At 67.0% G+C, this 24,562-nt stretch carries 8 protein-coding genes; 7 read left to right on the forward strand and 1 reads right to left on the reverse strand.

Annotation, left to right across the window (positions count from 1 at the left end; all coding sequences use genetic code 11):
- Nucleotides 1-90 precede the first annotated feature (90 nt).
- Nucleotides 91-1,272, reverse strand: a complete 1,182-nt coding sequence (locus BUR28_RS08960) for an IS5 family transposase (RefSeq protein ID WP_074219802.1) — start codon at nt 1,270-1,272, stop codon at nt 91-93.
- 99 nt (nt 1,273-1,371) lie between these two features.
- Here BUR28_RS08960 and BUR28_RS08965 point away from each other — a divergent pair, with 99 nt between their 5' ends.
- The 7 genes from BUR28_RS08965 to BUR28_RS08995 all read left to right on the forward strand — a co-directional run bounded on the left by BUR28_RS08965 (nt 1,372) and on the right by BUR28_RS08995 (nt 24,559).
- Nucleotides 1,372-2,280 (forward strand): hypothetical protein, encoded by a 909-nt coding sequence (locus BUR28_RS08965; RefSeq protein ID WP_074219803.1) that lies wholly within the window; start codon nt 1,372-1,374, stop codon nt 2,278-2,280.
- Between the two features lies 1 nt (nt 2,281).
- On the forward strand, nt 2,282-2,989 hold the full coding sequence (locus BUR28_RS08970; protein ID WP_175566924.1) for a M48 family metallopeptidase: 708 nt from the start codon (nt 2,282-2,284) through the stop codon (nt 2,987-2,989).
- Nucleotides 2,990-3,260: 271 nt separating this feature from the next.
- Entirely contained in the window at nt 3,261-4,430 is a 1,170-nt protein-coding gene (locus BUR28_RS08975) for a MerR family transcriptional regulator (protein WP_074219805.1), read from the forward strand.
- Nucleotides 4,431-4,492: 62 nt separating this feature from the next.
- Nucleotides 4,493-5,032, forward strand: coding sequence for a GNAT family N-acetyltransferase (locus tag BUR28_RS08980; RefSeq protein WP_074221578.1), 540 nt, complete (start codon nt 4,493-4,495; stop codon nt 5,030-5,032).
- Nucleotides 5,033-5,036: 4 nt separating this feature from the next.
- Complete coding sequence (gene rsgA, locus BUR28_RS08985; protein WP_074219806.1) at nt 5,037-6,113, forward strand: ribosome small subunit-dependent GTPase A; 1,077 nt, start codon at nt 5,037-5,039, stop codon at nt 6,111-6,113.
- Between the two features lie 632 nt (nt 6,114-6,745).
- On the forward strand, nt 6,746-14,521 hold the full coding sequence (locus tag BUR28_RS08990) for a SpvB/TcaC N-terminal domain-containing protein (protein ID WP_074219807.1): 7,776 nt from the start codon (nt 6,746-6,748) through the stop codon (nt 14,519-14,521).
- 33 nt (nt 14,522-14,554) lie between these two features.
- Nucleotides 14,555-24,559, forward strand: coding sequence for a Tc toxin subunit A-related protein (locus BUR28_RS08995; protein ID WP_074219808.1), 10,005 nt, complete (start codon nt 14,555-14,557; stop codon nt 24,557-24,559).
- Nucleotides 24,560-24,562 lie beyond the last annotated feature (3 nt).

The following is a 24,562-nucleotide window of genomic DNA, read 5'->3' on the forward strand; positions in this document are numbered from 1 at the left end:
TCTCTTGCGGCCGGACGGATTTCCCTGACCCTCACCCGTGAGGCCGGCGTCGTCTGTTCTGTGTGCTTGGTCTCGGCCCTGCCTTTGGCGTCAGGCGGCCAGCAGCTTCGGCAGTCTGGCGAGGTTGCAGGCGGCCATGGTGAAGGTGAAGCGGGCGGCGACGCGGTCGAGGCCGCGGTATACGGTCTGGGCCATGCCGCCGACGGTCTTGGCCCAGCCGAAGGGCTCTTCGATCTTCTTGCGGCGCGTCTGGGACAGGGCGCAGCCGGGGTGGCGGGTGGTTCTGCCGTCGATGGCGGAGTGTCGGGCCTTCTGGGCGACATGCGGCGTGACGTGGGCCTGTCGCAGATCGGCGACGAAATCTGCGCTGTCGTAGCCCTTGTCGGCGCCCAGCGTGAGGCGGCGGGTCGAGCCGGGGGAATGGCGGTGGATCATGTCGAGCGCGGCGCGGCGTTCGGCATGGCCATCGGCGCGGGTCAGGTCGGCCTGGACGACGAAGCCATTGCGGTTTTCCATCAGCGCATGCCCCATGTAACAGAGCAGCGCGCCCGTCCCCTGCGACTTGCGGAACAGCCGCGCGTCGGGGTCGGTGATCGAGGCATGGGTGGCGTTGGAGCGCTTCTCGCCGCGGAAGTCGACTTCGGCGTTGCGGTGGCGGCGGCTGGGGCTGGGCATCGGGACGGTCTCGGCTTCGGGCTGGGCAGGGGCGGTGTCGGGGCTGGTATCCTGATCGGTGTCCCCCGGCGGGTCACCCGGCCCGTCCGCGCCGGGCGGGCTGCCCTCGGTCTTCGGCTGGAAGCTCTTCATGGAAGCCCAGGCCTTGATCAGCGTGCCGTCCACCGAGAAGTGCTCGTCTGACAGCAGCGGTGCGACCTCCCGGTGAGCCAGGATCGCGCCCATCACCTTGCGCGCCATGTCGGTGGTCAGCAGCCGGTCACGGTTCTTCGTGAAGACGGTGGGGACCCAGACCGCGTCGTCGATCCCCAGGCCCACGAACCAGCGGAACATGAGGTTGTAATCCATCTGCTCCATCAACTGCCGCTCCGAGCGTACCGAGAACAGGATCTGTAGAAGGCTCGCCCGGATCAGCCGCTCCGGCGGGATCGAGGGCCGGCCCTCCGGGGCGTAGAGCGTCTCGAACTCGGCATCGAGGCTGGCCAAAGCCTCGTTCACGACCCGCCGGATCTGCCGCAACGGATGCCGCGCCGGGATCCGCGCCTCGATGTCAACATAGCTGAACAGCGACCCGCTCGTCTCGTCCGCGCCCCGCATCCCAACCCCTCCGGCAACCGCCCAAGGGGTGAATCACGTCCCTCAACCGACGTCCAGAGCGAGGTTTTTCAGCAGCCTGCTAAGGCGGGCGAAGACCTGATGACGGCCCGGGATGCGTGGTTCGGCCTTCTGGACCCGGTGGAGCAGCCCAAGGGGGATGACGAGGTTCTGGCCTATTTCTCCAGCCCCGGCGGTTGGGAAGACGATCCGCAAGCCGAGGAAAAGGCCCGGCGGCGCCAGGCGCTCTACAAGCTGGCCGGGGCCTATGCCCGGGCATTCGCCGCCGCCGCCGAGGATCCCGCCGCCTCGGGCGTCAACGAGCTTGAACTTGCCCAGTATCGCCGCGAGGTCGACCATGCCATCGCGCTGCGCGACGCAGTGCGCCTCCACAGCGGCGACGCGGTGGACATGAAGCAGTTCGAGCCCGCGATGCGGCACCTGATCGACACCTACATCAAGGCTGACGAGACCGAGGTGATCTCGCATCTCGACGATATCAGCCTGATCGACCTGGTCGCCAGCAAGGGCGCCGAAGCCGAAGGGGCGCTCTCTCAGGCCATGAAAGGCAGGCGGGAGAACGTCGCCGAGGCCATCGAGAACAATGTCCGCCGGGTGATCACCGACGAAATCCCGGTGAACCCGAAGTTCTACGAGCGGATGTCTGAGTTGCTGAACGATCTGGTCAAGAAACGCCGGGACGACGCAATCGCCTACGCTGAGTATCTCGAGAGGATCGCGGAACTGGTCCGGGCGGTGAAGGCCGGTCATGGCGGGGCATACCCGGCGACCATCAACACACCCGGCCGAAAGGCGCTCTACGACAACCTCGAGCAGGACGAGGCCCTGGCACAGACGATCGATCAGGTGGTCCGGGAAACGGCCCAGACCGGGTGGCGCGGCAACAGGATGAAGGAAAGGATGCTCCGGCGGAAATTGGCGGAGGCGCTGGAAGACGATGAAACCGTGGATCGCATCATCGAGATCATCCGGACCCATGACGAATACTGAGGTGATCGAGGTCGCCGGTCTGTCGGTCGAATTGCTGCGCAAGCCGATCAAGAACCTGCATATCGGGGTCTACCCTCCGACGGGACGCGTTCGGGTCGCCGCCCCGCCGGCGATCAGCGAAGACGCCATCCGGGTCGCCATTGTGACCCGCCTCGGCTGGATCAAGAAGAAGCAGCGCGAATTCGCAGGGCAGGCCCGGGAAACAGAGCGCCGGTATCTCTCAGGGGAAACCCACTATTTCCTGGGCAAGCCCTTGAGGCTGTCTGTCCGCCAGTCCGGATCAAGCGGATGCAGCATGCAACTCGAGGGGGCGGACCGACTGACGATGACCGTTCCTGAAGGAGCAACGGCAGATCAGAAGGCCCGGTGGCTGGCCGCCTGGTATCGGGACGAACTGAAATCGCGCACGGCCCCCCGGGTCGTGAAATGGGCGGAACGCCTGGGTGTCCCGCCCCCCCGCTGGGGCGTGCGCCAGATGCGTACGAAATGGGGAAGCTGCAACCCGGACAAGCGCCTCATCTGGGTCAACCTGGACCTGGCGAAAAAGCCCCTTCAATGCCTGGATTACGTGGTCCTGCACGAGATGGCGCATTTCGTGTCCCGCCGGCATGATGAAGCCTTCTTGGCCACCCTGGACCGACACATGCCGGGCTGGCGCCAGATTCGGGCCGATCTGAATGCCCTGCCGCTGGCCGAGATGGCCCCATGACCGTAACATTGGCTCTCTTGCGGAAAGGCGCGGCCGGTCACATTGGAGGGGGCAAGCGGCCCGTTCCGGACCTTCAACACATCGCCGGGCGCGGCGGCGCAGCTTCACCAGACCGGCCATTCGTCCATCGTGCAGCATTTTCGGAGGGTGAAGGTCGGCTGCGCGGACGAAGGGGACTTTTCATCCTCACCGAAGCTTGACCTGTCTATAGCTTCACACCTTAGGAACGGTATCGACGGTCGAGAATCGGTGTGAGCGGACAGGGCGGCGGATGTATCAGATTTCGGAACTGGCGGAGAGCGTGGGCCTGTCGCGCGCGACGCTGCTCTATTACGAGAAGCTCGGGCTGCTGACAGGCAAGCGACAAGCAAACGGGTATCGCGTCTACACGGATGCCGACCGACAGCGCCTGCGCCTCATGCAGCAGCTTCAGGCCGGTGGCCTCAGCTTGCAGGAGTGCCAGGCCTGCCTCGATGGCAAACTCGATCATGACGTGCTGGGCCAGCGGCTCGAAACGCTGGAGCGCGAGATCGCCGAGAAGACGCGGGCGCGCGACCTGCTCGCAGCGCTTCTGGGGCGCGGCAGCCTGAAGGACTGGCACGAGGAGGTCGAGCGGGTGGCGCCCGATCTGCATCGCGCCTGGCTCATGACACAGGGGTTTTCCAGCGAGGAGGCCGCGCGGCTCGCGTGGCTATCGAAGGACATGAATGCACATGACGATTACATGGCGGTCTTCATGGAGGTGTTCTCCGGGCTCGACTGCTGGGGACCGGCGACCGAGGCCGCGACGTTAAAGGCCCTGGCCATGGTCCCCTTCGCGCCGAAGAGCATCCTCGAGATTGGCTGCGGCCCTGGCATGGCAACGATGAGTCTAGCCGAGGCCACCGATGCCCGGATTCTGGCGACGGACACGGACGAGGGCACGCTGGACAGGCTGCGCGACAGGGTGGTGGCAGAGGGCCTCGGCGAGAGGGTCGAGGTGCGCAACGTGGACATGGCGCAGCTGCCCGCGCCGGAGCAGCAGTGGGACGTGATCTGGGCCGAGGGCAGCGCCTATATCATCGGCGTCGAGCGCGCGATGCGTGACTGGAAGCGGCTGTTGCGCCCCGGCGGCGTGCTGGTGTTCTCCGAGATGGTCTGGCGGACCGATGCGCCCTCGGAAGACCTGCGCGCGTACTGGGCCTCGGAATACCCTGCGATGACGCGGGTTCCCGTCCGGCTCGAGCAGGCGAAACAGGCCCGCTACCGCGTGCTCGGGCATTTCGACATGGGACGGGAAGCGATGGACAGCTACTACCAGCCCCTGGAGGCGCGTGTCGCGGAGATGGAGGCGCGGCTGGCAGGCACCCGCGTGCTCGAAGATTTGCGCGCGGAACTGGCCGCCTACCAGGCCTGCGACGGGATCGTGAGCTTCGAGATGTTCGTACTCCAGAAGACCTGACGGGCACCTTGAGACCAATTTCCAACACCCGGCAGGTTCAGCCTGCCGATGGAGACATGATGATGGACTTTTCAACGGACTACGAGACCAAGGCGGACGCGATCGCGGACCTGTTCGCGTCGAGCTTCACTACCTCCGAGGGTGTGGAGGAGGGTGCGCTGATCGGCGCCCTCGCGCGTCGCCTGATCGCCGAAACCCCCACCGAGGACCTGCGCGTGTTCACCGCCTGGGAGGAAGGCATGCTCGTCGGCGGCATCTTCTTCACGCGCCTTACCTACGAGGGGGATCCGCGCACGGTCTTCATGATGGCCCCCGTGGCGGTGGCGACCGAACTGCAAGGCCAGGGAATCGGGCAGCGTCTGATCGCCCACGGCCTCGATGCGCTCCGGCAGGAGGGCGTGGACATCGCCGTGACCTACGGCGATCCGGCCTTCTATGGCCGGGTCGGGTTCAATCCAGTCTCGGAAGCCGACCTGCCGGCGCCGCAACCGCTCAACCAGCCGCAGGGCTGGATTGCCCAATCCCTGACCGACGCGCCGCTGACGCCGCTCCGCGGGCCGGCGCGCTGCGTCACCGCGTTCGACGATCCCGCGCTCTGGTAGGCCCATGGTCCGCGACTACTCCGCCTTCCTGCCCGGTGGCACACCGCAACGGCGAGAGCCCACGGGTCTCGAGCGCCTCGGCTGGGGCCCGGCCTTCGCAAGCCAGATCGACGCGGACGCCCTGACCGCGACGCCCCCGGTGCGCGTCGTTGCCGTGCACCGCAGCGGCTTGCAGGTGGCGGGCGACGGGATCGACGAGACGATCCCTCCGGGGCTGGAGGCCACTGTGGGCGACTGGCTGCTCTACGACCGCGCGCGCCCCCGGTCGAGCCGCGTGCTGGAGCGCAAGAGCCTGATCAAGCGCCGCGCGCCGGGCACGGGCCGCGAGGTGCAGCTGATCGCGGCGAACATCGACACGGTCTTCGTCGTCACCTCCTGCAACGCGGATTTCAACGTGGCGCGGCTGGAGCGCTACGTGGCGCTCGCCTTCGAGGCCGCGATCGAGCCCGTGATCGTCCTGACCAAGGCCGATCTCACCGACGACACCGCGCCCTATATCGAAGAGGCACGGAAGGTATCGGACCGGGTGCCGGTGGTGGCACTTGACGCCCGCGGCGAAGAACCGGCGGAGGCGCTGGCCGAATGGTGCAAACCGGGACGGACCGTCGCGTTCCTCGGCTCCTCCGGCGTGGGGAAATCGACCCTCACCAACGCGCTCCTCGGCACTCAGGCCATCGCCACCCAGGGCATCCGTGAGGACGACGCGAGGGGCCGCCACACCACGACCCGGCGCGAGCTGCACGCGACCCCCGGCGGCTGCCACGTCCTCGACACGCCGGGCATGCGCGAATTGCAGCTGACCGACGCCGCTGCGGGCATCGCCGACGTGTTCGAGGATATCGAGGCGCTGGCCGCAAGCTGCCGGTTCACCGACTGCCAGCATGAGACTGAGCCTGGCTGCGCCATCCTCTCCGCCATCGAAGGCGGCAACCTCGACCCGGCGCGGCTCGCCCGCTGGCGCAAGCTTCAGGCGGAAGATGCCTTCAACTCCGCCAGCCTCGCCGAGCGCCGCGAGAAGGACCGCGCCTTCGGCAAGCTCGTGCGCAGTGCAATGAAGGCGAAGTCGGATCGAGAGCGTTAGGTCCGAGCCCCGCTAACCCGGTCCGCTCGGGGCTCGGAGCCGACCTCTGTCTCGTCGCGGTATACCCCGGTCGCGGGCACCTCGCGGCGTTGAGGACGGCCCGTTCCGGCCATTGACCACCGCCTCGCTCCGCCGCGGCGCGGCCCGTCATTCCAGCCATTCGCTGCGCCTGCGAAATCACGCAGCCGACGCACCGCACATCGCGGGGTATTGCGAATACCTGACACAAACCATCAGATGACTTGGCCCAGCCCGAAGCGGACATTCCCTCAAGTCGGTTCACAAGAACGTCGCCCAATATTGCAGATGCTCGGTTTCGACGTCCTGAAGTCGAAAGCCGCCATGCGTAAGCGACGTGACCTGCAACTGGGGATCCGCAGCTTTGCAGGCTTTATCGATGGCAGCCGGTGCGCACGAGCGTCAATACCTCTCGGCCAAGTGTTTTTCGCGTCCTCATCTTGCCACGGAGCGTTGTGCGACACGGCGTTGTCCTTTGGAAGATCCCGTGCTGGAAGCGTGACTTGCCTGTCCTGCCATGTTAGCATTTCAGAATTAGATGCAGTCCAAGTTACGATTGATCCTTTAACAATTCACCTTGATTGCGCCTGTCATTGGTCCACCGGGAGGCCGCAATGGAAGGCACGTCGGCGGAATTCGGAAAGGCGCCTTATCAGCCTGGGGAAAGCGCTCAGGGTACCGGCGACGGTGCAGGAGACGCCGGGCTGCGGCTTCCACAGATCGAGGTACCGAAAGGCGGAGGAGCGATCCGCGCGACCGCGGAGGCGTTCAGCGCAAACCCCGCAACGGGGGCCGGTTCGCTCTCGATCCCGATCGGGCTGTCGCCGGGGCGTGGAGGCTTCGGTCCGCGGCTGGCCGCGAGCTATGCGTCGTCCGCTGGAAACGGCCCGCTTGGTTACGGTTGGGCGCTTTCGGTCGCCGGGATCCGGCGCAAGACATCGCGTGGATTGCCGCGCTACGACGCAACGGACGTCTTCCAGATGGCGGGGGCCGAGGACCTGGTACCCGTGGACCGGGCGGCCGATAGGCGCGACGGCTACGAGATACGCCGCTTCATGCCGCGGATCGAAGGCGGCTTCGCGCGCATCGAGCAGTGGCGCGACCTTTCGACCGACGCCGTCCACTGGCGCACGATTTCACGCGCGAACATCACGACCCTCTTCGGACTCGACCCCGAGGCACGGGTCGCCAACCCGGCCGATCCCGGCCGGGTGTTCGAGTGGCTGGTCTCCGAAAGTCACGACGACAAAGGCAACCTGATCCGCTACCGCTACGTCGCCGAGGATGGTCGCGGCATCGATACCGCAGCTCCGGGCGAGGTCGGGCGGACGCGCGGCGCGGCGAGGTATCTAAAGAGCATCCATTGGGGCAACCGGGTGTCCCGGCTGATCAATCCTATGGAGGCGCGCCGCGACTGGCTTTTCAGTGCCGTGCTCGACTACGGCGAGGACCATGTCGAGGCCTTGCCGCGCGATCCGGTGCATGACGCGGACGCCCAGCATTTGCGGGTCCGCGCCTCGGTTGCACCGCGACGTGCCTGGGCCCCGCGCCCGGATCCGTTCTCGACCTACCGCGCGGGGTTTGAACTGCGACTACACCGGCGCTGCGAACGGGTCTTGATGTTCCACCACTTCGAGGAACTAGGAGTCGGCCCCTGTCTCGTTTCGGCGACCGAGTTCGAGTTCGATGATTTTGCCGGACCTGCGCCTGGCTCGGACGCCGAACGTGTCCACCAAGGCAGCAGCCGCTACGGCAGTTTCCTGCGCCGCGCCCGGCAGGTCGGCTATGTGCGGACCGCTCCGGACTCGGACATCTACATCGCCCGATCGGCGCCAGAAGTAGAGTTCGACTACAGTCGCCCGGTGCTGGACGACAGGGCACGGACGCTCTCCGGTGATGCATTGGAGAATTTGCCCCAGGGTGTGGACGGCGAGCGCTACCAGTGGCTCGACCTCGACGGGGACGGTCTGCCGGGTATCCTCGCACGCCGGTCCGGGGCCTGGTTTTTCAAGCCGAACCTCGGATCGGGCCGGTTCGGCGTGGTCCGACCTTTGACCCGCCCTTCGATCGCGACGGGTCGCGAGACGTTTGTCGACCTCTCGGGCGATGGCCAGCTCGACGTCGCGGTTATGGCCGGCCCGACGCCCGGTTACTACGAGCGCACGGCACAGGCGGGCTGGACGACCTTCCGGCATTTTGAATCGCGCCCGGAAATCGACTTCGACGACCCGAACCTGCGCTTCGTCGATCTGACCGGCGACGGGCTGGCCGACATCCTGATCACGGGCGACGAGGTATTCACCTGGTATCCGTCTGAGGGCGAGGCGGGATTCGGCACAGCCGCGCGAACCTCACTGCCCTGGGAACAGGCCGAGGGACCGCGCATCGTCTTCTCGGATGGCGAGGGCGCGGTGCACCTCGCCGACATGACGGGCGATGGGCTGAGCGATCTCGTGCAGATCCGCAACGGCATGGTCGCGTTCTGGCCGAACCTCGGCTACGGGCGGTTCGGCGCTAGGGTTGTGATGGCCTGCAGCCCCTGGTTCGACACGCCCGACCTTTTCGATCCCCGCCGCGTGCGGTTGGCTGACATCGACGGCTCGGGCCCGACAGACATTCTCTATCTCGGTCGGGATGGCGTGCGGCTTTACTTCAACGCCTCCGGCAATGGCTGGAGCCGGGAAGCGCGCCTGGAGAGCTTGCCGCCAATCGACGCCACAGCGGTGGTGGCGGTCGCCGATATCCTCGGAACCGGGACCGCGTGCCTCGTCTGGTCTACGAAGCTGCCGGGCGGAGCGCTGGGTCCGATCCGCTATGTCGATCTGATGCATGACGGCAAGCCGCATCTGCTCACAGCCTCGCGCAACAACCGGGGGCTTGAGACGCGGGTCAGCTATGCCCCCTCGACGCGTTTTTTCCTCGAGGACCGCGCGAAAGGCCGTCCCTGGGCGACCCGTCTGCCGTTCCCGGTGCATGTGGTCGAGCGCACCGAAACGGTGGATCATGTCGCCCGCACTCGGTTCGTGTCGCGATTCACCTATCACCACGGCCACTATGATGGGCACGAACGCGAATTCGGCGGCTTCGCCCAGGTCGATCAGATCGATACCGACGAGTTGGCGGCGTTGAGCGCGGCCGGAGAGCTTGGTCCCCCGGCGAATGTGGACGCAACCTCCTACACGCCGCCGGTCCTGTCGCGGCGGTGGTTCCACACCGGCGCCCATCTCGACGCTGGCCCGCTTTCGGCCTATTTCGCCGGGCGCCTCGGCCGGGACCGGGGCGAGTATTTCCGCGAACCCGGCCTGCGCGAAACCGAGGTGCAGGCGCTGCTTCTGCCCGACGGCACCTTGCCCGAGGGCCTCGACGACGACGAGCGGCGCGAGGCGGCGCGCGCCCTCCGCGGCGCACTGTTGCGCGAGGAGGTCTTCGCGCTCGACGGCACCGATACTGAGCCCCTGCCTTACGTAGTGACCGAAAGGCGGCAGGAGGTGCGCTGCTTGCAACGGCGCGGAGGCAACCGGTTCGGCGTCTTCCTCCCGCTCGATGTCGAAAGCCTGACCTTCACCTATGACCGGCAGCAGATCGTGGTGCGGGAGGGAAAGGTCGCCCCCGAAACGGGCGATGCGGGCGCTTGGCCCGGCCAGGTCCGGATGGACCCGCGCGTCTCTCACGCGCTGACCCTGGAATTCGACCGGTTCGGCACCCCGCTGAAGCGCTTGGCGATCGGCTATCCGCGCCGATACGACGATCCTGCCGCACCGGACACTGCGCGGCGCACCCAGCGCGAGACGCGGATCACCTTGGCCGAGGCCGAGGTCACCAACGAGATCGACGGCCCCGACGCCCGCCGCACACCCGCCACCTGGCAGGTCACCGCGTGGGAACTGACCGGCTATGCCCCCTCGGGGCCGATGGACCTGTTTCGCGCCGAGGATTTCGTCTCCGTCGCACCCGGGGGTGCCGCCCGCGTCGAGGTGCTGCGCGACGCCGATATCGATCATGATGCGGAACCCGGCACAGGTCGCGTGCGCCGGCTCTTGTCGCGCTCGCGCACGCTCTTCCGGCGCGACGACCTGGACCGGGCGCTGCCGGCCGGCGAGCAGGGCGCGCTGGGGTTGATGCACGAGGCGCTGACCCTCGTGATGACCGAGGCGAATGTCGCGCGGCTTTACGGCGACAGGCTCGACCCCGAGACGCTGGCGCGGGTGACCGCCTTGGTCCGGGCCGATCGGCATACGGGCGATCCCGAGGGCGGCTGGTGGCGGCCTTCGGGGCGGCTATTCCTGTCGCCCGCCAACGAAGCGACCCCGGCGGAGGAGCGCGCCCATGCACGCGCGCATTTCTACCTGCCGCACCGGCTTCGCGATCCGTTCCACCATCCCTCCAGGCCGAGCGAAAGCGCGATCCGTTACGACCGCTACGACCTGCTCGTCGCCGAGGCCGAGGATGCGCTGGGAAACCGCGTCACCGTTGGCGAACGCGCGCCCGATCCCGACGCGCCGCTGCTTGCGCCGGGACAGGATTACCGCGTGCTGCAACCGGCACGGATCACCGACGAGAACCGCAACCTCACCGAAATCGCCTTCGACGCGTTCGGACTTGCGACCGCGGTGGCGCGCTCCGGGAAGACCGGGCGTCTACAGCCCGAGGGCGACCGGCTGGACCTCGGGCTGCGGACCGACCTGACCGATACCGACCTCGACCGGCTGTTCGCCGATCCCTCCGGTCCATTCGCGCGCGAGGTGCTGGGGTCGGCGACCACACGTAGTATATTCGATCCAAGACCGCTGCCCGGCGACCGCAGTCGACCCGCTGCTGCGTTGTCCCTCGCACGCGAGAATCACGGTGCAGACGCCGGGCGGATCGCCACTAGCATTGCCTATTTCGACGGCGCCGGAACACCGATTCAGACGAAGGGGCTGTTCACTCTTCCCGAGGCTCCAGACTCCTCGCCCCGTTGGATATGCAGCGGCTGGACGGTGCAGGACAACAAGGGCCGCCCAGTCCGGCGCTACGAGCCGTTCTTCACCGATACCCACGCTTTCGAATTCGACACTCGCCGCGGCGTCAGCCCGATTGTGTTCTACGATCCGCCGGGGCGCATGGTCGCCACCATGATGCCCGATCACACGTGGTCCAAGATCGTCCAAGGCCCGTGGCGCACGGCAAGCTGGGATGCGGGAGATACGGTGCTTATCGAAGACCCGCGCACCGATCTGGACGTGGGCGCCACCCTGGCGCGCCTGCCGGAAGAGGACCTGCTGCCCACCTGGCACAAGTCCCGGATCGCGGGTGGACACGGGCCCGATGCCGCGACCGCCGCGCGCCAGAGTGAAATCGCCGCGGCGACGCCTGCAGTCGCTTATACCGACAGCCTGGGCCGGACCGTCGCCACATTGACGCTTAACCGTACCCGCACGCCGGATGGGATCGACGAACGTATCGTGAGCGCCTCGGCACGCATTGACATCCAGGGCAACCCGCTGGAGGTCGTCGATGCGCTGGCTCGGCGTGCGATGTCCTACGACTACGACATGACCGGCCAGCGTCTCCGGCAACGGTCGAACGAGGCCGGCACGCGGCTCACGCTCATCGATGCCGCCGGCAACCCGGCACTCTACTGGGACGGCCGCGATTATTGCAGGCGCACCGCCTATGATGTCCTGCGCCGTCCGACGGGGCTTTACCTGTCCGAGAAGGGCGAGCCCGAGGAACTGATCTCGGCATTGGTCTATGGCGAGGCGGCGGATGACGCAGAGGCGCGGAACATACGCGGCCGCGTCGTCGAGACCCGCGACCAGTCCGGTCTCGTGCTGGCCGAGCGTTTCGACTTCAAGGGCAATCTGGAGGTCACGTCGCGCCGGATCGCCACCGCCTTCGACATCCGCGTGGACTGGTCGGGCGACGTTGAGCTCGAGAGCGACTGTTACGTGACCCGCTGCCGCTACGACGCCCTCGATCGACCCATCCAGACGATGCCCCCGCACCTTTCCGGCACGCGGCGGCACCACGTCGTCCAGCCGCGCTACGACCATCTTGGCAACGTGACGGCGATCGACGTCTGGCACGACCGCAACGCGCCGCCAGAAGGGCTGCTCGATCCCGAAAGCGATGTCTCGTCCGAGGCGGGCATCCACGCCATCAAATACGATGCGCGTGGCCGCCGGATCGCGACACGCTTTGCCAACGGCATCGAGACGCGATTCGCCTATGACCCCGAGACGTTCCGTTTGGTCCGTATCGAGACGACCCGCGGCGGGGACCGGCTGCAGGACCTCGGCTACACTTACGACGCCGTGGCCCATGTGACCCATATCCGTGACGCATCGGCCCAGCCGCTGTTTTTCCGCAATCAGGTGGTCGCACCCGACCAGACCTTCGAGCACGATGCCCTCGGCCAGTTGACCGCCGCAACCGGGAGGATCCACCTGGGCCAATGGGGCGGTCCTGCCGTGTATGGTCCCGGCAGCCCAACCGCCGCGCTGCTAGCCCATCCAAACGACGGCGCGGCGCTAGCACGTTATCGCGAGACCTATACCTATGACGATGCCGGCAACCTGGTCGAGATGCGCCAGCGCGTGGCGGCGCATCCCGGCGCCAGTTGGGCACGCCGCTACACCTATGACGAACCCGGTGCGCTGAGCCCCACGCTGCCTTCGAACCGGCTCAGCGCCACCTATCTGGGCGAGACCGCCGAGCCGGTCGCCGGCTACGATGCCCATGGCAGCATGCTGGGCATGCCGCACCTGGCCGAGATGGCATGGGACCATGTCGACCGGCTGAAGATGACCCGCCGGACCGAGGGCGCCGCCGGCGAGCGCACCTGGTATGTCTACGACGGCGGTGGCGAACGGGTCCGGAAGGTCACCACCGATGCAAAGGGCCGCATTCGCCACGAACGCCTCTACCTGTCCGGCGGGGTCGAGATTTTCCGCCGCCGCGGGGCCGGGCCGCTGACGCGAGAGACCCTGATTCTCACCGACGGCGCCGAACGCTTCGCGGTGGTCGAGACGCGGCTATTGGGCGAGGAACCGAAGACGCCGCGGCGCTTGGTTCGCGTGCAGATCGGCACCCACCAGGGCTCGGTCGCGCTCGAACTCGACGGTGCGGCGCGCATCCTGTCGATGCAGGAGTTCTCCCCCTATGGCAGCCGCACCTACCTTGCCGTGGCGAACGACATCGAGGCCCCCCGCCACGCCTATACGGGCCAGGAGCTCGACGGAGAGACGGGTTTCCAGCGCCACGGGTTGCGCTACTACGCCCCCTGGCTCGGGCGATGGACCAGCGCGGATCCCTTAGGCGTAAGGGATGGGTTCAACCTTTACGAATACGTGCATTCCAGACCGGAGTCTGCGCGCGACAGGACCGGCGCGGCGGACGAGGGAGTCGCCACGATTGCCAAATGGCTTCAGGGATTCGTCGACTCGGTCCCGGAGGACGAATACAAGCACCTCTCGGCTCTCGATCCCGAGTGGCAGGGAACGACTGCGGCCACCCGAGGGACACGCTACCATACAGTGCTAGAAGCTGCGACCCAGTTCGGCTGGAACAACGATGTCGGCGCCGATACGACCCGCGTGCTCTCAGAAATACATTTCGATACCCACGGGAATCTGTCTGCCATTGAGACCCCGCCAGGCGCCGCATTAAAGGACTATCGAACCGCAGATATCGGAATCCTAAAGGAGGGATTGAGTCGAGAAATCATCGCGGCTCGGCTCGATGCCGGAGAAACCGTAAAAGCAGCTGATGTTCTAGATGCAGCCGTCGACTACAAGACCGGAAGAGCCAGACTGAAGAAGAAAAAGGCGTTCGAGGCTCTCACCGATATTCCCTATGTCAAACTGGCGAAGGGCGGCGATCTTGTCGGCGACGTTTCAAAGGCCCTTGATGCCGCCGGAAACGCGATCAAGGCAACCAGTGTGCTCTCGAGGATCGACACGCCGAACAGGGGACTCCTTGGCGGGCTGATTGGGGCGGGTTTATGGTCTTGGCTGAAACCCGTGGCCGCCTGGGCCGGCCCGGCCGGAGATGCTCTCGAAATAACCGTCGGTGCTTCGAAGGTCGCATCCTCCCCGCCGGAAAAAAGAGAGCAGGTCGCGAAAGAAGAAGCTTTCGGTTTCGGGGGCGGTTTCCTCGGTGCGGCCGGCGGCGCGGCTCTCGCGGCTGTCTTTTGTGCCGAAACGGCTGGCATTGGATGCGTCATTCTCGGCCTCGGTCTCGCAGGTGGCGGCGGTTTTGCCGGTGATGCGGCAGGGCGAGAATTGGCTAAGCAGACCGAATCCGCCTCTCCGATCATGAGGGAGGACGACGAGTACATCTACTTCCCCGGAGAGGCGATAAACAAGAAGACCTACAAATTCGAGCTGCGTCCCGGTCCGAAGTTCTAGTGCCAGCAGGGAAATCTTTCAGAGGACTCCGATATGCCCCGTCTCATCGCCATCCGACTCCTCCCGGAACACCCGGTCACGGCTGCGGCCTTCGCGGATTATCTCGACGGGCTGACAGTCACGGTGTTCGACGCCTCCTTCGACGACCCGGGCGCCGAGGGGCCGGGGGCGGAGATCGGTTCAGCGGCCTATATCGCGCCAACGGTGCCGATCGACGTCTCGCCGACGGGTGCGCCGCAGCACGATGCCGACACGCGCATCGTGCAGCATTTCGGGGCTCACCCGACCAACCCGCTGGCCGACGACGTGATGTTCTCGGTCGCGACCGCGCTGATCGAGGTGCCGGACGGCACGCCCGCGGCCGAGCACGAGACGGTGGACCTGCGCATCACGCTGGAACGCGGCGGCGCGGCGATCGAGCATAAGCGGCGCTATTTCAACGTGGCGATGCGCAACGGCAGCCTGCCGGGCGATCCGGTGAACTATCCCGACCTCGAATTGGACGGCCAGCCCTTCGTCAGCCTCTATCTCTATTTGCCCGCGCCGGGGCTTGAGACCGGTGGTTCGCTCAACGTGCCAGAATACGGGACCGCGCCGCATTTCGATTTGTTGCTTAGCGCGGTGGAGGGCGTTCTGAACGACGATCCGGGCAATACCGACGAAATCGCCGACCTGACGCCGATCCAGGCGCGTCACGTCGCGACCGAAATCGTATGGCAACGGTCTGCCCGGCCCCTGCCCGTGCCTGACGCTTCTCTCGACCACATCTACACCGGGCCCCACGACACAGGGTCCCAGATGGACCGCGCGCGCGCGACCTTCGAGGGCGACCTGAAATCCTACCAGGTCAGCAACGACGCCACGGCAGACCGGCTGGCGAATTTCGTCTTCGCGCTGTCGGCAGCCCTGCGGATCGCGCGCCAGACCGAGGAACCCGAGTTCAGCGATACCGCCGCGATCGAGGTGCCGGTCGATACCGCCACGCCCGAGGCCGCCGCGCGGGTCAAGCTGACCGGGATTGCCACGGTGACGCCCTTCGAGGTGCCGGCCGCCTATGTCTACGCCCTGACCGCCGTGCTGCCGCTTCAGGTCACCCCCGAACAGCGGTTTGACTTGGTGCGGATGGCCGCGGAGGCCAGCAGCGTCTCGACCCTCGAAGAGGCGCTGCACAACGACATCATCGCGCTCGATCCGAATGTCAACGTGGCCCAGGCCGCGCGGCGGCTGGCCGCGCTCGGCCGCGCCCGCGAAACGGGACTGCCCGAGTGTCCGATCGCGCCGGGATCCGGTGCGCGCGACCTCGTCGATGGCTGGCTGGCTTTCGAGGGCGAGGACATCGCTGGGTTCTGGCCCGGCATGACCGCGGCCGAACGGGCGGGTCACTTCGAGATCGTGCTGCGCGCCGTCACCCGAAACCACGCCGCCCTGATGGCGGCGCTTGTCTCTCCCTCACCGCCCACGGTGACCACCGTGGACGAGCTGGCCGCGCTGCCCGACGACGTCTGGCGCGGGCTGTTCCAGGCCAATCCCGCGCTGCTGCCGCCGTTCACCCATCCCGGATCGGTGGACGAGCAGGCCGACACCTTCCTGCGCCACATGCGCAAGTTCTTCAATGCCGCCATCGCCCTGAGCGCCCCCGATCCGGTTGCGCCCGGCGCGCTTCCGCTGCTCGATCCGCCGGTCGACGACCTGATCGCGGCACTCGATGCGCAGATTGGCGGGCTCGATCTCGACACCTTCGATCCGGCGGCGAACGCGGCGGCGCTCGATGCGGTCTTCCCCGGCGATCCCGAGGGCCGCGCGCGTTTCGAGGCGTGGATCGGCTGCCTTCAGGCGGCGCTCGGCCTCGCGGCAGGGATCGTGCCCGACGCGCTCCGGTTCTCGGTGGCCGAGGCGCTTTGGGCGCGGGGCTTCATCCGTCCGGACGACCTGGACGGGCTGGACCTTGCCACCTTCACCGAGGCGCTGGTCGGCACCGTCGCCCATGACCACGCCGCCACGATCTTCGCCAATGCCGCGGCCGCAGGGGCGACACCGGCCGAGCCGGTCGGCCCGTTCGCGCCGGTCAACCCGTGGGGGGCGCTTGCCAACTGCATCCCGCCCAAGCACCTGTCACCGCTCGGCCCGGTCGCCTATCTCAAGGAGTTGCTGCAGGTCGCCGAGACCGCCACCTGCCAGGCGCCGCTGGCCGAGGCTGACGCGACGACGCTGGGTGCCGCGCTGGCCGGCCGGAGGGGGCCGATCGGCGATCTGTCGGCCAGTCATCCGAATGCCTGTGTCGCGCTTCCTCTGATCGACATCGTCAACGAGTCGCTGGAACGTATGGTGGCGACCGGCGGCGTGCCCGGCGCGATCCACGACACCCACCGCGACACCCTGGGCGGCCACGTCCCGCATACGAACCCGGCCCCGCCCGCGGGTGCGACGACGCACGATGCCGAGACGCTTTTCGGGGCGTTGCCCGAACACTCGACCCCGGCCATACCGACGGCCGAGCAATCCGCCTGGGATGTGCTGGCCTCGGATTTCTCGGCCTGTCCGCTGCCCTACAATCAACCGATCGACGTGACGCGCAGTTATCTCTCGGCGATGGGAACCAGCCGCTACGCCACGATGCGCGCCTTCACCCGCGAAATCCACGACTTCGTGCTGGATCCCGGCTCCCCGCCGTCCGAGTTCAGAAGCCACCAGTGGCGCTATCCCGTGCGCCTGCCCCTCGCGCTGGAATATCTCTGCATAGCGGCCCAGGAATACGATGTGCTCTACAGCCCGGGGGCGCTGGGTCCGGCGACGCTGCCCGCGCATTACGGGTTTCCGACCCCGCAGGGCCTGGATCCCGATGCCTGGATGGAGGTCGTCCGCATCCTCTCGGTATTCCTCGAACGGACCTGCCTCGACTACTGCCAGTTCCGCGACCTGGTCGCTTCCGGCTTCGTCTCGATCACCGTTTTCCACGGCGAGAGCCAGCGCGAAGACCTTCCCCTTTGCGAGCCCTGCTGCCTGGAAGAGCATCGGCTACTGTTCCCAGACGATCCCGACTTTTTCGGCCCGCTCAAGCGCCTGTCGGTGTTTATCCGCCTCTGGCGCCGGATGCAGGAGATGGAAACCACCGCCTACAGCTTTGCCGAGCTGGCGGACATCGCCAACGTGCTGACACTCTTCAACGGCAACACCGCGAATGCCGATTTCATGCGCCAGTTCGCAGCCTTCCAGATGCTGTGCGACGATTTCGGGCTGCTCCTCACCGATCCCGCCGATCCGCCCGCCGCCACGGCCAGCGGCGCCTCGCGCACCCATCTGTTGGCCTTCTGGGTGCCGGGGGCGGCCAAGGCCGACTGGGCGCTCGACCACCTGCTGGCGCAAATCCAGCAATACGCGATCAGCCACTACCACTGCCCGTGCCGGCCTCCGGAATTCCTCAAGATCCTGCGCCGTAACATGGACCCGCTGTCGCGCCTCGCGGGCTTCGATCCCGACACGCCCGGCCGGGAATGGAACGCCCATCCCACGCACACGCTTCGGATGGCCGAGCTTCTGGCCAAGATCTACGCGTCGCGATTCCAGGTGGGCGAGCTTCTGTTCCTGTTCACCACCGATCCGCAGCTTCAGGGCGGCGACCCCTATCCGGCCCAGACGGACAACGAAAGCGGCGATCTGTCCTTCGAGGTGCCCGACAACGAGGTCGAGAACGGGCTGCTGGCGCTCCGCCACAAGCTGCGTGCCGTCGAGGTCGACACCGAGGAAGCGAGTGCGTGGAGCTGGGCGCGCATCGGCGCCACTCTGGTCGAGACCTACGGTCTGCCCGAGGGTGATCCGCGCTGGGCCGAGCTGGGGACGCATTTCTTCCCCGAGATCCTCGAGGGCGAAGGCGAAACCGTCGCCTCTGCCGACCGCGTCTACCGCCAGGCTCTTCCGGCCGGCGCGACCTCGGCCGCGATGTGGAATACGCCCCAGGGTCCGTTCCGGTACATCTCGAGCACCCAAGAGCTCGAGATCTCGGTGCCCCTCGTCGATGCCGACGTCATCGCCAAGCTTGCCCGCATCCGGCAGCTGACGTTCCAGGAACGCGATGCGGTCAACCGGCTCTACATGGCGCCACGGGAATTGCTGGCGGTCTTTGCCTTCCTGTTCGAGAACCAGCGCGAGGCCGAACGCGCGCTGATCGAGGAAACCGACCCTGACCGCCGCTGGACGTGGTTCCAGCGCAATTTCGCCCGCTTCGACGCGCGAAGCCATGCCATCGCTGGGCACGTGGCCGAGCATCTGGACCGCGTGACCGGCGACACGAAACCGGACGGTCCCGAAACTGCGCTGCTGCTGATGCGGCATCTCTGGGCGGACGAAAATAACGCGACCGCGCCTTGGGAGGATGACAGCGGCGCGGTGCCGCCCGTCGCGTGGGGGCCGCGGCCGAATGGCGGTGCGTTCCATGCCTTGCACGGCGTGGTCGGCACCGGCCTGATCGCGGAATATCGCGGCGCCTCGGGGCTGGTCCGCTGGCGCGAGACCCGCGGCGGCATCGACGCGTTCGGCAAGGCCGAGAACGCCGCCAACGCCCCGCTGCCGACGCTGATCCCGGCGATGGACACGACCCTCACGGCCGAACAGCTCGACTACGTGGCGATCCGCAACGGCTTTGCCATGGGCACGGTGCGCGGAACCCCCGTAGGCGGCGCCGAACCGTTCACGCTACTGTGGCGGGGCCTTCTCCTGATCGAGGAAGCCGGCCGCTACGGGTTCAGCGCCGGTGCGCCGACACCGGATGGAACGCGCCCCGATTTCGAGGCGTTGCGCCGGTTCCACCGCTGGCGGGTGCGGCTTCAGCAAGGTCAGAAAAGCTGGGTCCTTTTGGCAAACGATTTCGGCGAAGAGGCCCCGGCCGACTGCACCAAGCCGGTCCACTTGGAACGCGGCTTCTATGACATCACGATCGAATTCGAGCGGCTGCCGCTGGTTCTCGACGGGCCCGAAGACGTTTGCGCACAGACCACGGGCTTTGAGATCAAGTACGAGGGGCCGGATGCCGGCGAAGGCTGGAGCACGATCCCCCACGACAAGCTCTTCATCGGCACCGGAGAGCGGCTTGACCGCGATCTCGACACCGCCACTACGCCGCCGGGCGCGTTCGGCGTGCTGGGCACCCGGCACGTGATCAGCGTGCGCTCGATGCGCCGCACGATGCAGCGGCTCTTCAAGGCCATGCTGTTCGCCGACCGTCTCGACCTCGGCGCATTGCCGAGGTCGGATAGCGGCCAGTCCGAGCTTGGCTACATGCTGTCCCAGCCGCAGGCGTTTTCCGGCCAGTCCTATTACGATCCCGGTGGCGGCTTCCAGGCCCACCGTGCGGATTTCGACTTCAACCTCCTGCCGGTGCTCGACAATTACCATCCGCCCCTGCCCGCCGACGATTCCCGCGCCGGACCGTCGGCGCAGCGCGTGTCGGCGCTTTTCGATTGGTGGGAGCGGCTGTTCGACTACACGGTGATGCGCGAGCAGACCGCGAAAAGCCCCGAACCGAAGGCCTGGCTGACCTTCCACGAGGCCGCAGAGCTGCATGTCGATCCGCCCGCCCAGCTCTTGCGCCATATCGATGTCGACATGCGCCACGCGCCGCTGGTCCTGCGGTATTTCGATCCGGCGCTGACGCCGTTACCCTTCGACGTGACGAGTGCGGACCTGGTGGACGAGCGCTGGACGATCCGGGTCTGGCATGCCGACCTGTGGCTCGATGCGCTTCGCGCCGCCTTCCTCGAAGCCGACATCGACCCGGCCGAACCGCATCTCTGGGCCTCTGATCCTCCCGAGATGGTGGGTCTAGAGAATCTCACCCGTTTCTACCGCGATGGAACTATCGAGAACGGTGCCCCGCGCCGTTATGCCGAGATACGCGCGCTGAACGACGGGCTGAGGCGCCGCGGACGCGACGCGCTGCTCGCCTATCTCACCGCGATGAACCGCATTGCGCTACCCTGGGGCGGGTTCGCCACAGCGCCGGACGACCTTGCCGATCTCCTGTTACAGGATGTCGAGGCCGGGCGGTGCCAGACCGCGACCCGCGTCGAAGAGGCGATCAGCGCGATCCAGCTTTTCGTCGACCGGGCCCGTCTGGGGCTTGAGGCGGGTTTTGCACCGGGGCCGGACTTCGCCCTGGCCTGGGATCGCCGCTTCGCCGATTTCCGCATCTGGCAGGCCTGCAAGCGCCGGGACATCTACCGCGAGTCGTGGATCGGATGGAGCGAGGAGGCCGTCGCCCAGGGGTCCGAGGCGTTCCGTTTCCTGCAAAGCGAGATGCGGCGCGGCGATCTGACCATGCCCGTGCCGGGCGGTGGCGTGCATTTCCCGGCGGCCGAGCTGCCGCCGCACCGGTCCCTGACTCTGTTGCAGAACCGCGAACCGGCGACCATGACCCGGCTGGACCCGCCGCGCCAGGGACTGGGCGTGATGGGCACGCCCGACCGCCACGCGCGGCCAAGCTGGCTCGCGCCCCTGCCCGGGGACGAGCGGGGGCAGACGCCGGTGTTCGATGCGGCCGGTTTGCCCATCCCGCAGCATGCGGGGCAGGACGCAACCCGCCCGCTCTGGTTCGAGGCGGCGGTCCGCACGGGCAGGCGCTTTCTTCGCGTCGCCGCGGCGTCCCTGGCGCCGGCCTCCTCGGACTACGACCCGAAATGTGGCGCCCCCGGCCTGAGTTGGTGCTGCCGCGACTGCGGCCGCGACCACCCTCCGGTGATAGACGAATATTATTTCTGGCTCGACATCTCGGAAGAGTATTTTCCCATCGAGCAGCAGGCCGACTGGGTCTCCGCCAGCCTTTTCGACGAGGAGGGCAACCTGGTCGAGGACGCGACCCCCCAGGACGGGACCGGCGCCCCCGTGCCCGGTACGGTCTGGCACGATCCCGAGGCGCTGCCCACGGCGCTTGCCTGGGCTCCGCGCCGGATCGTGCGGCTGAACTGGTGCCGCGTGCATAACGGCGAGTTCCAGGCTCCGCGGCGATCGAGCGAAGGCGTGCTCCTTGCAGAGACGCTGACCCCCGACCAGCCCGACATCACCTTCCGCGGGCGGATTGCGGACTCGCTTTTCTTCGACGTCGCCGGTGGCGAGACACGGATCGGCTATCCAGCCACACCGCTGCCGGGATTCCGTTATGACATCGCGCCCGACACTGCTACGCCGCTGCCCGAACTGCAAGAGGCCGAAGCGCCGGACCTGCCGGGCGGGCTGCCCGCCTTCCCGTGGTTCGCCTTCGCCGAACCCAGCGCACCGATCCTGCCGCTCGATGGCTTCGGCACGGCGATCGCCGTCGCCGGGCACCTCGCCGCGCATTGCCGGTATGAAGAGGCCCTTAAATGGCTGGAGCTGGAGTTCCCGCCGCTGCAGGGCGACAACATCTGGGCCGAGTGCGACCGGATCCGCCAGCCCGACCCTGTCCCGCCGGACAGCACCATCCCGCCGGACAACACTCCGACGAGCCCCGTGCCGGTGCCCGCGGCGCTGCCGCCCACGTTGCAACCGCGGCCGGGCGAATGCTGCTGCCCCAGTGCGCCGGTCTCCGACACCCGTGCCAAGCGGCGCCACGTAACTATGCTATACGCCGAGATCCTGCTCTCCTGGGCGCAGGCGTTGCTGCGCAAGACCACGCCCGAGGCCTTCCAGCGCGCCCGCATGTTGACCGATACCGCCCGGCGCATCCTGGGCCCGCTTCCCAAGACCGTTGTCGCGAAACCGGGCGACGAGGCGCCGGTGCCGGTCCGCGACGTGCAGCTGGCCTGTGCGCCGCTCAATCCGCGACTGATGTGCCTTTACACCCATGCCGAAGATGTCGAGGCGAAGATCCATGCCTGCCTCGACGCACGGCGCCACAAGCCCTGTGGCGAGCGGCCGTACTTCGGCGAGGACATCGTGCGCCAGTGCTGGCGCCTGTCGGGCGATCCCTGCCTGGATGCCGCGTATTGGTGCCGTCAACGCAGCCCGCACCGCTTTGCCGTGCTGATCGAGCGCGCCCGGCGCGCCGCGACCGAATGCAGTGCCTTGGGCCGCCAGCTTTTGTCGGCCTACCAGCAAGGCGATTCCGAGTACCTCGCCCAACTCAACGCCAAGCATCAACGCCAGGTCGGCGACCTGATCCTCGAAATCCGCCAGGACCAGGTGCGTGCCAGCGATTGGGACGTGCAGGCGCGGGTCGAGGCCAAGAAAGCAGCGATCACCAACCTGACCTACTACCAGAACCTGATCGACGCGGGCCTACTCTCGGGAGAGTCGCAATATGAGCCGCTGACCGGCACCGCGACCGGTCTGCGGGCCGCGGGCAACGTGGTCGAGGCGATCGGACAGGCGATGAACCTGATCCCCGATCCGAATGTAGGCACGTCGAATTTCGTCACCCTGCAGCCAGGAATGAAGCTGGCGACGATCTTCTCGTCGGCCGCGACGGTGGTGAACGTCGCGGCCGACATCGTCGGTACGGTCGCCTCGCTGGGGCTCACCAAGGACGGCTGGGAACGGCGCGAGGACGAGTGGCAGCACAACGTCGATCTCTACAAGATCGAGATCGCGCGCAACGAACGCGAAATCCTGGCCGCGGAGCGAAGGCGCGACGCCGCGCTGAACGAGCTGAACAGCCATCGCCAGACGATGGAGAACAATGCCGAGCAGCACGATTTCCTGCGCGACAAGTTCACCAGCCACGAACTTTATCTCTGGCTGGTCAAGGAAACCGCGGCGCTCCATGCCCGCTGTCACGACCTGGCCCTGCAATGCGCCTGGGACGCGGAACGCGCCTTCAACTTCGAGCGCGAGCTGTCCGCCGAACGCTTCATCTCGCTCGATCCGCCCGACAGCCTGCACGAACGGCTTCTGGACGGCGACAGGCTCAGCCTTGAATTGGCGCGGATGCAGAAGGTCTACGAGGACCGCGACCGCCGGCCCTACGAACTCACCAAGCACATCTCGCTGCGCCAGCTGTTCCCCACGGCCTTCCTGCAATTGATCTCGACGGGGCGCTGTATCGTTGACCTTCCCGAGTGGCTGTTTGACTGCGACAATCCGGGCCACTACCTCCGGCGCATACGTACGCTGTCGGTCAGCCTGCCCTGCGTAGTGGGGCCCTACACGGGCGTCCATTGCAAGGTGACTCTGAATTCGTCGTCGATCCGGGTCAGCCCCGAGGTTCTGGCCCCCGACCACCGGTGTTGCGACGACACGGGCTGCAACTCCGGCTACGCCCCCTTGCCCGACGACCCCCGCGTCGTTCATCTGCACGGCGCGGCCGAGGCCATCGCCACCTCGACGGGACAAGAGGATTCCGGCCTGTTCCAGCTCGACTTCGGCGATCCGCGCTACCTGCCCTTTGAATACCAGGGCGCGGTCTGTCGGCTTTGCATCGAGCTCCCGCACGAGACCAACCGCTTCGACATCGACACCCTTTCCGATTTCGTGCTGCACCTGCGCTACACGGCCCATGAGGGCGGCGAGATCCTGCGCCGCGCCGCGTGGGAATGCGCCCGCCGCCACCTGCCGGGTGCGGGGACGCGCTTCGTCGATGCCCGGCGCGAGATGCCGGGCCAGTGGCGGCGGATGGCTGCACCGGCACGCCACGGGGCGTCGGCAGAGGCGCAGTCCGACTACCTCGGGCTCCATCTCGACCGCGGGATGTTCCCGTTCCTCACCGGCAACCGCCGTCCGCGCGTCACCCGGATCGAGGTGCTGTTCGAAGCGCCCGATGCCGATCCCAGCCGCCATCACGACGTGATCTTCTTTGCCGGAGAGCGGGTCGAGAGCATCGCCCCGGACACCTGCCGCGAAGGCGTGTTCACGGTCGATTGCGTGTCCGACGCCGCCTGGCCCGGCTTCTTTCACGGAGTGCTGGAGATCGACCCGGTCGAGATTGCGGGACGGGACGGCGCCGCGCTCGGCGTTCTGGCCTTCGATCCCACTGTTGCCCGGCTCTGCAACGTCTGGCTGCTCTTCGGCTACGACTCGTCCGATGCAATGTCCTCCTGTCCTGCACCGCAAGCGGAAATGGAGGTGTGCCCCTAGATT

Origin of the sequence: Rhodovulum sp. ES.010, assembly GCF_900142935.1 — a bacterium.
In the GTDB taxonomy this organism is placed as follows: Bacteria; Pseudomonadota; Alphaproteobacteria; order Rhodobacterales; family Rhodobacteraceae; genus Rhodovulum.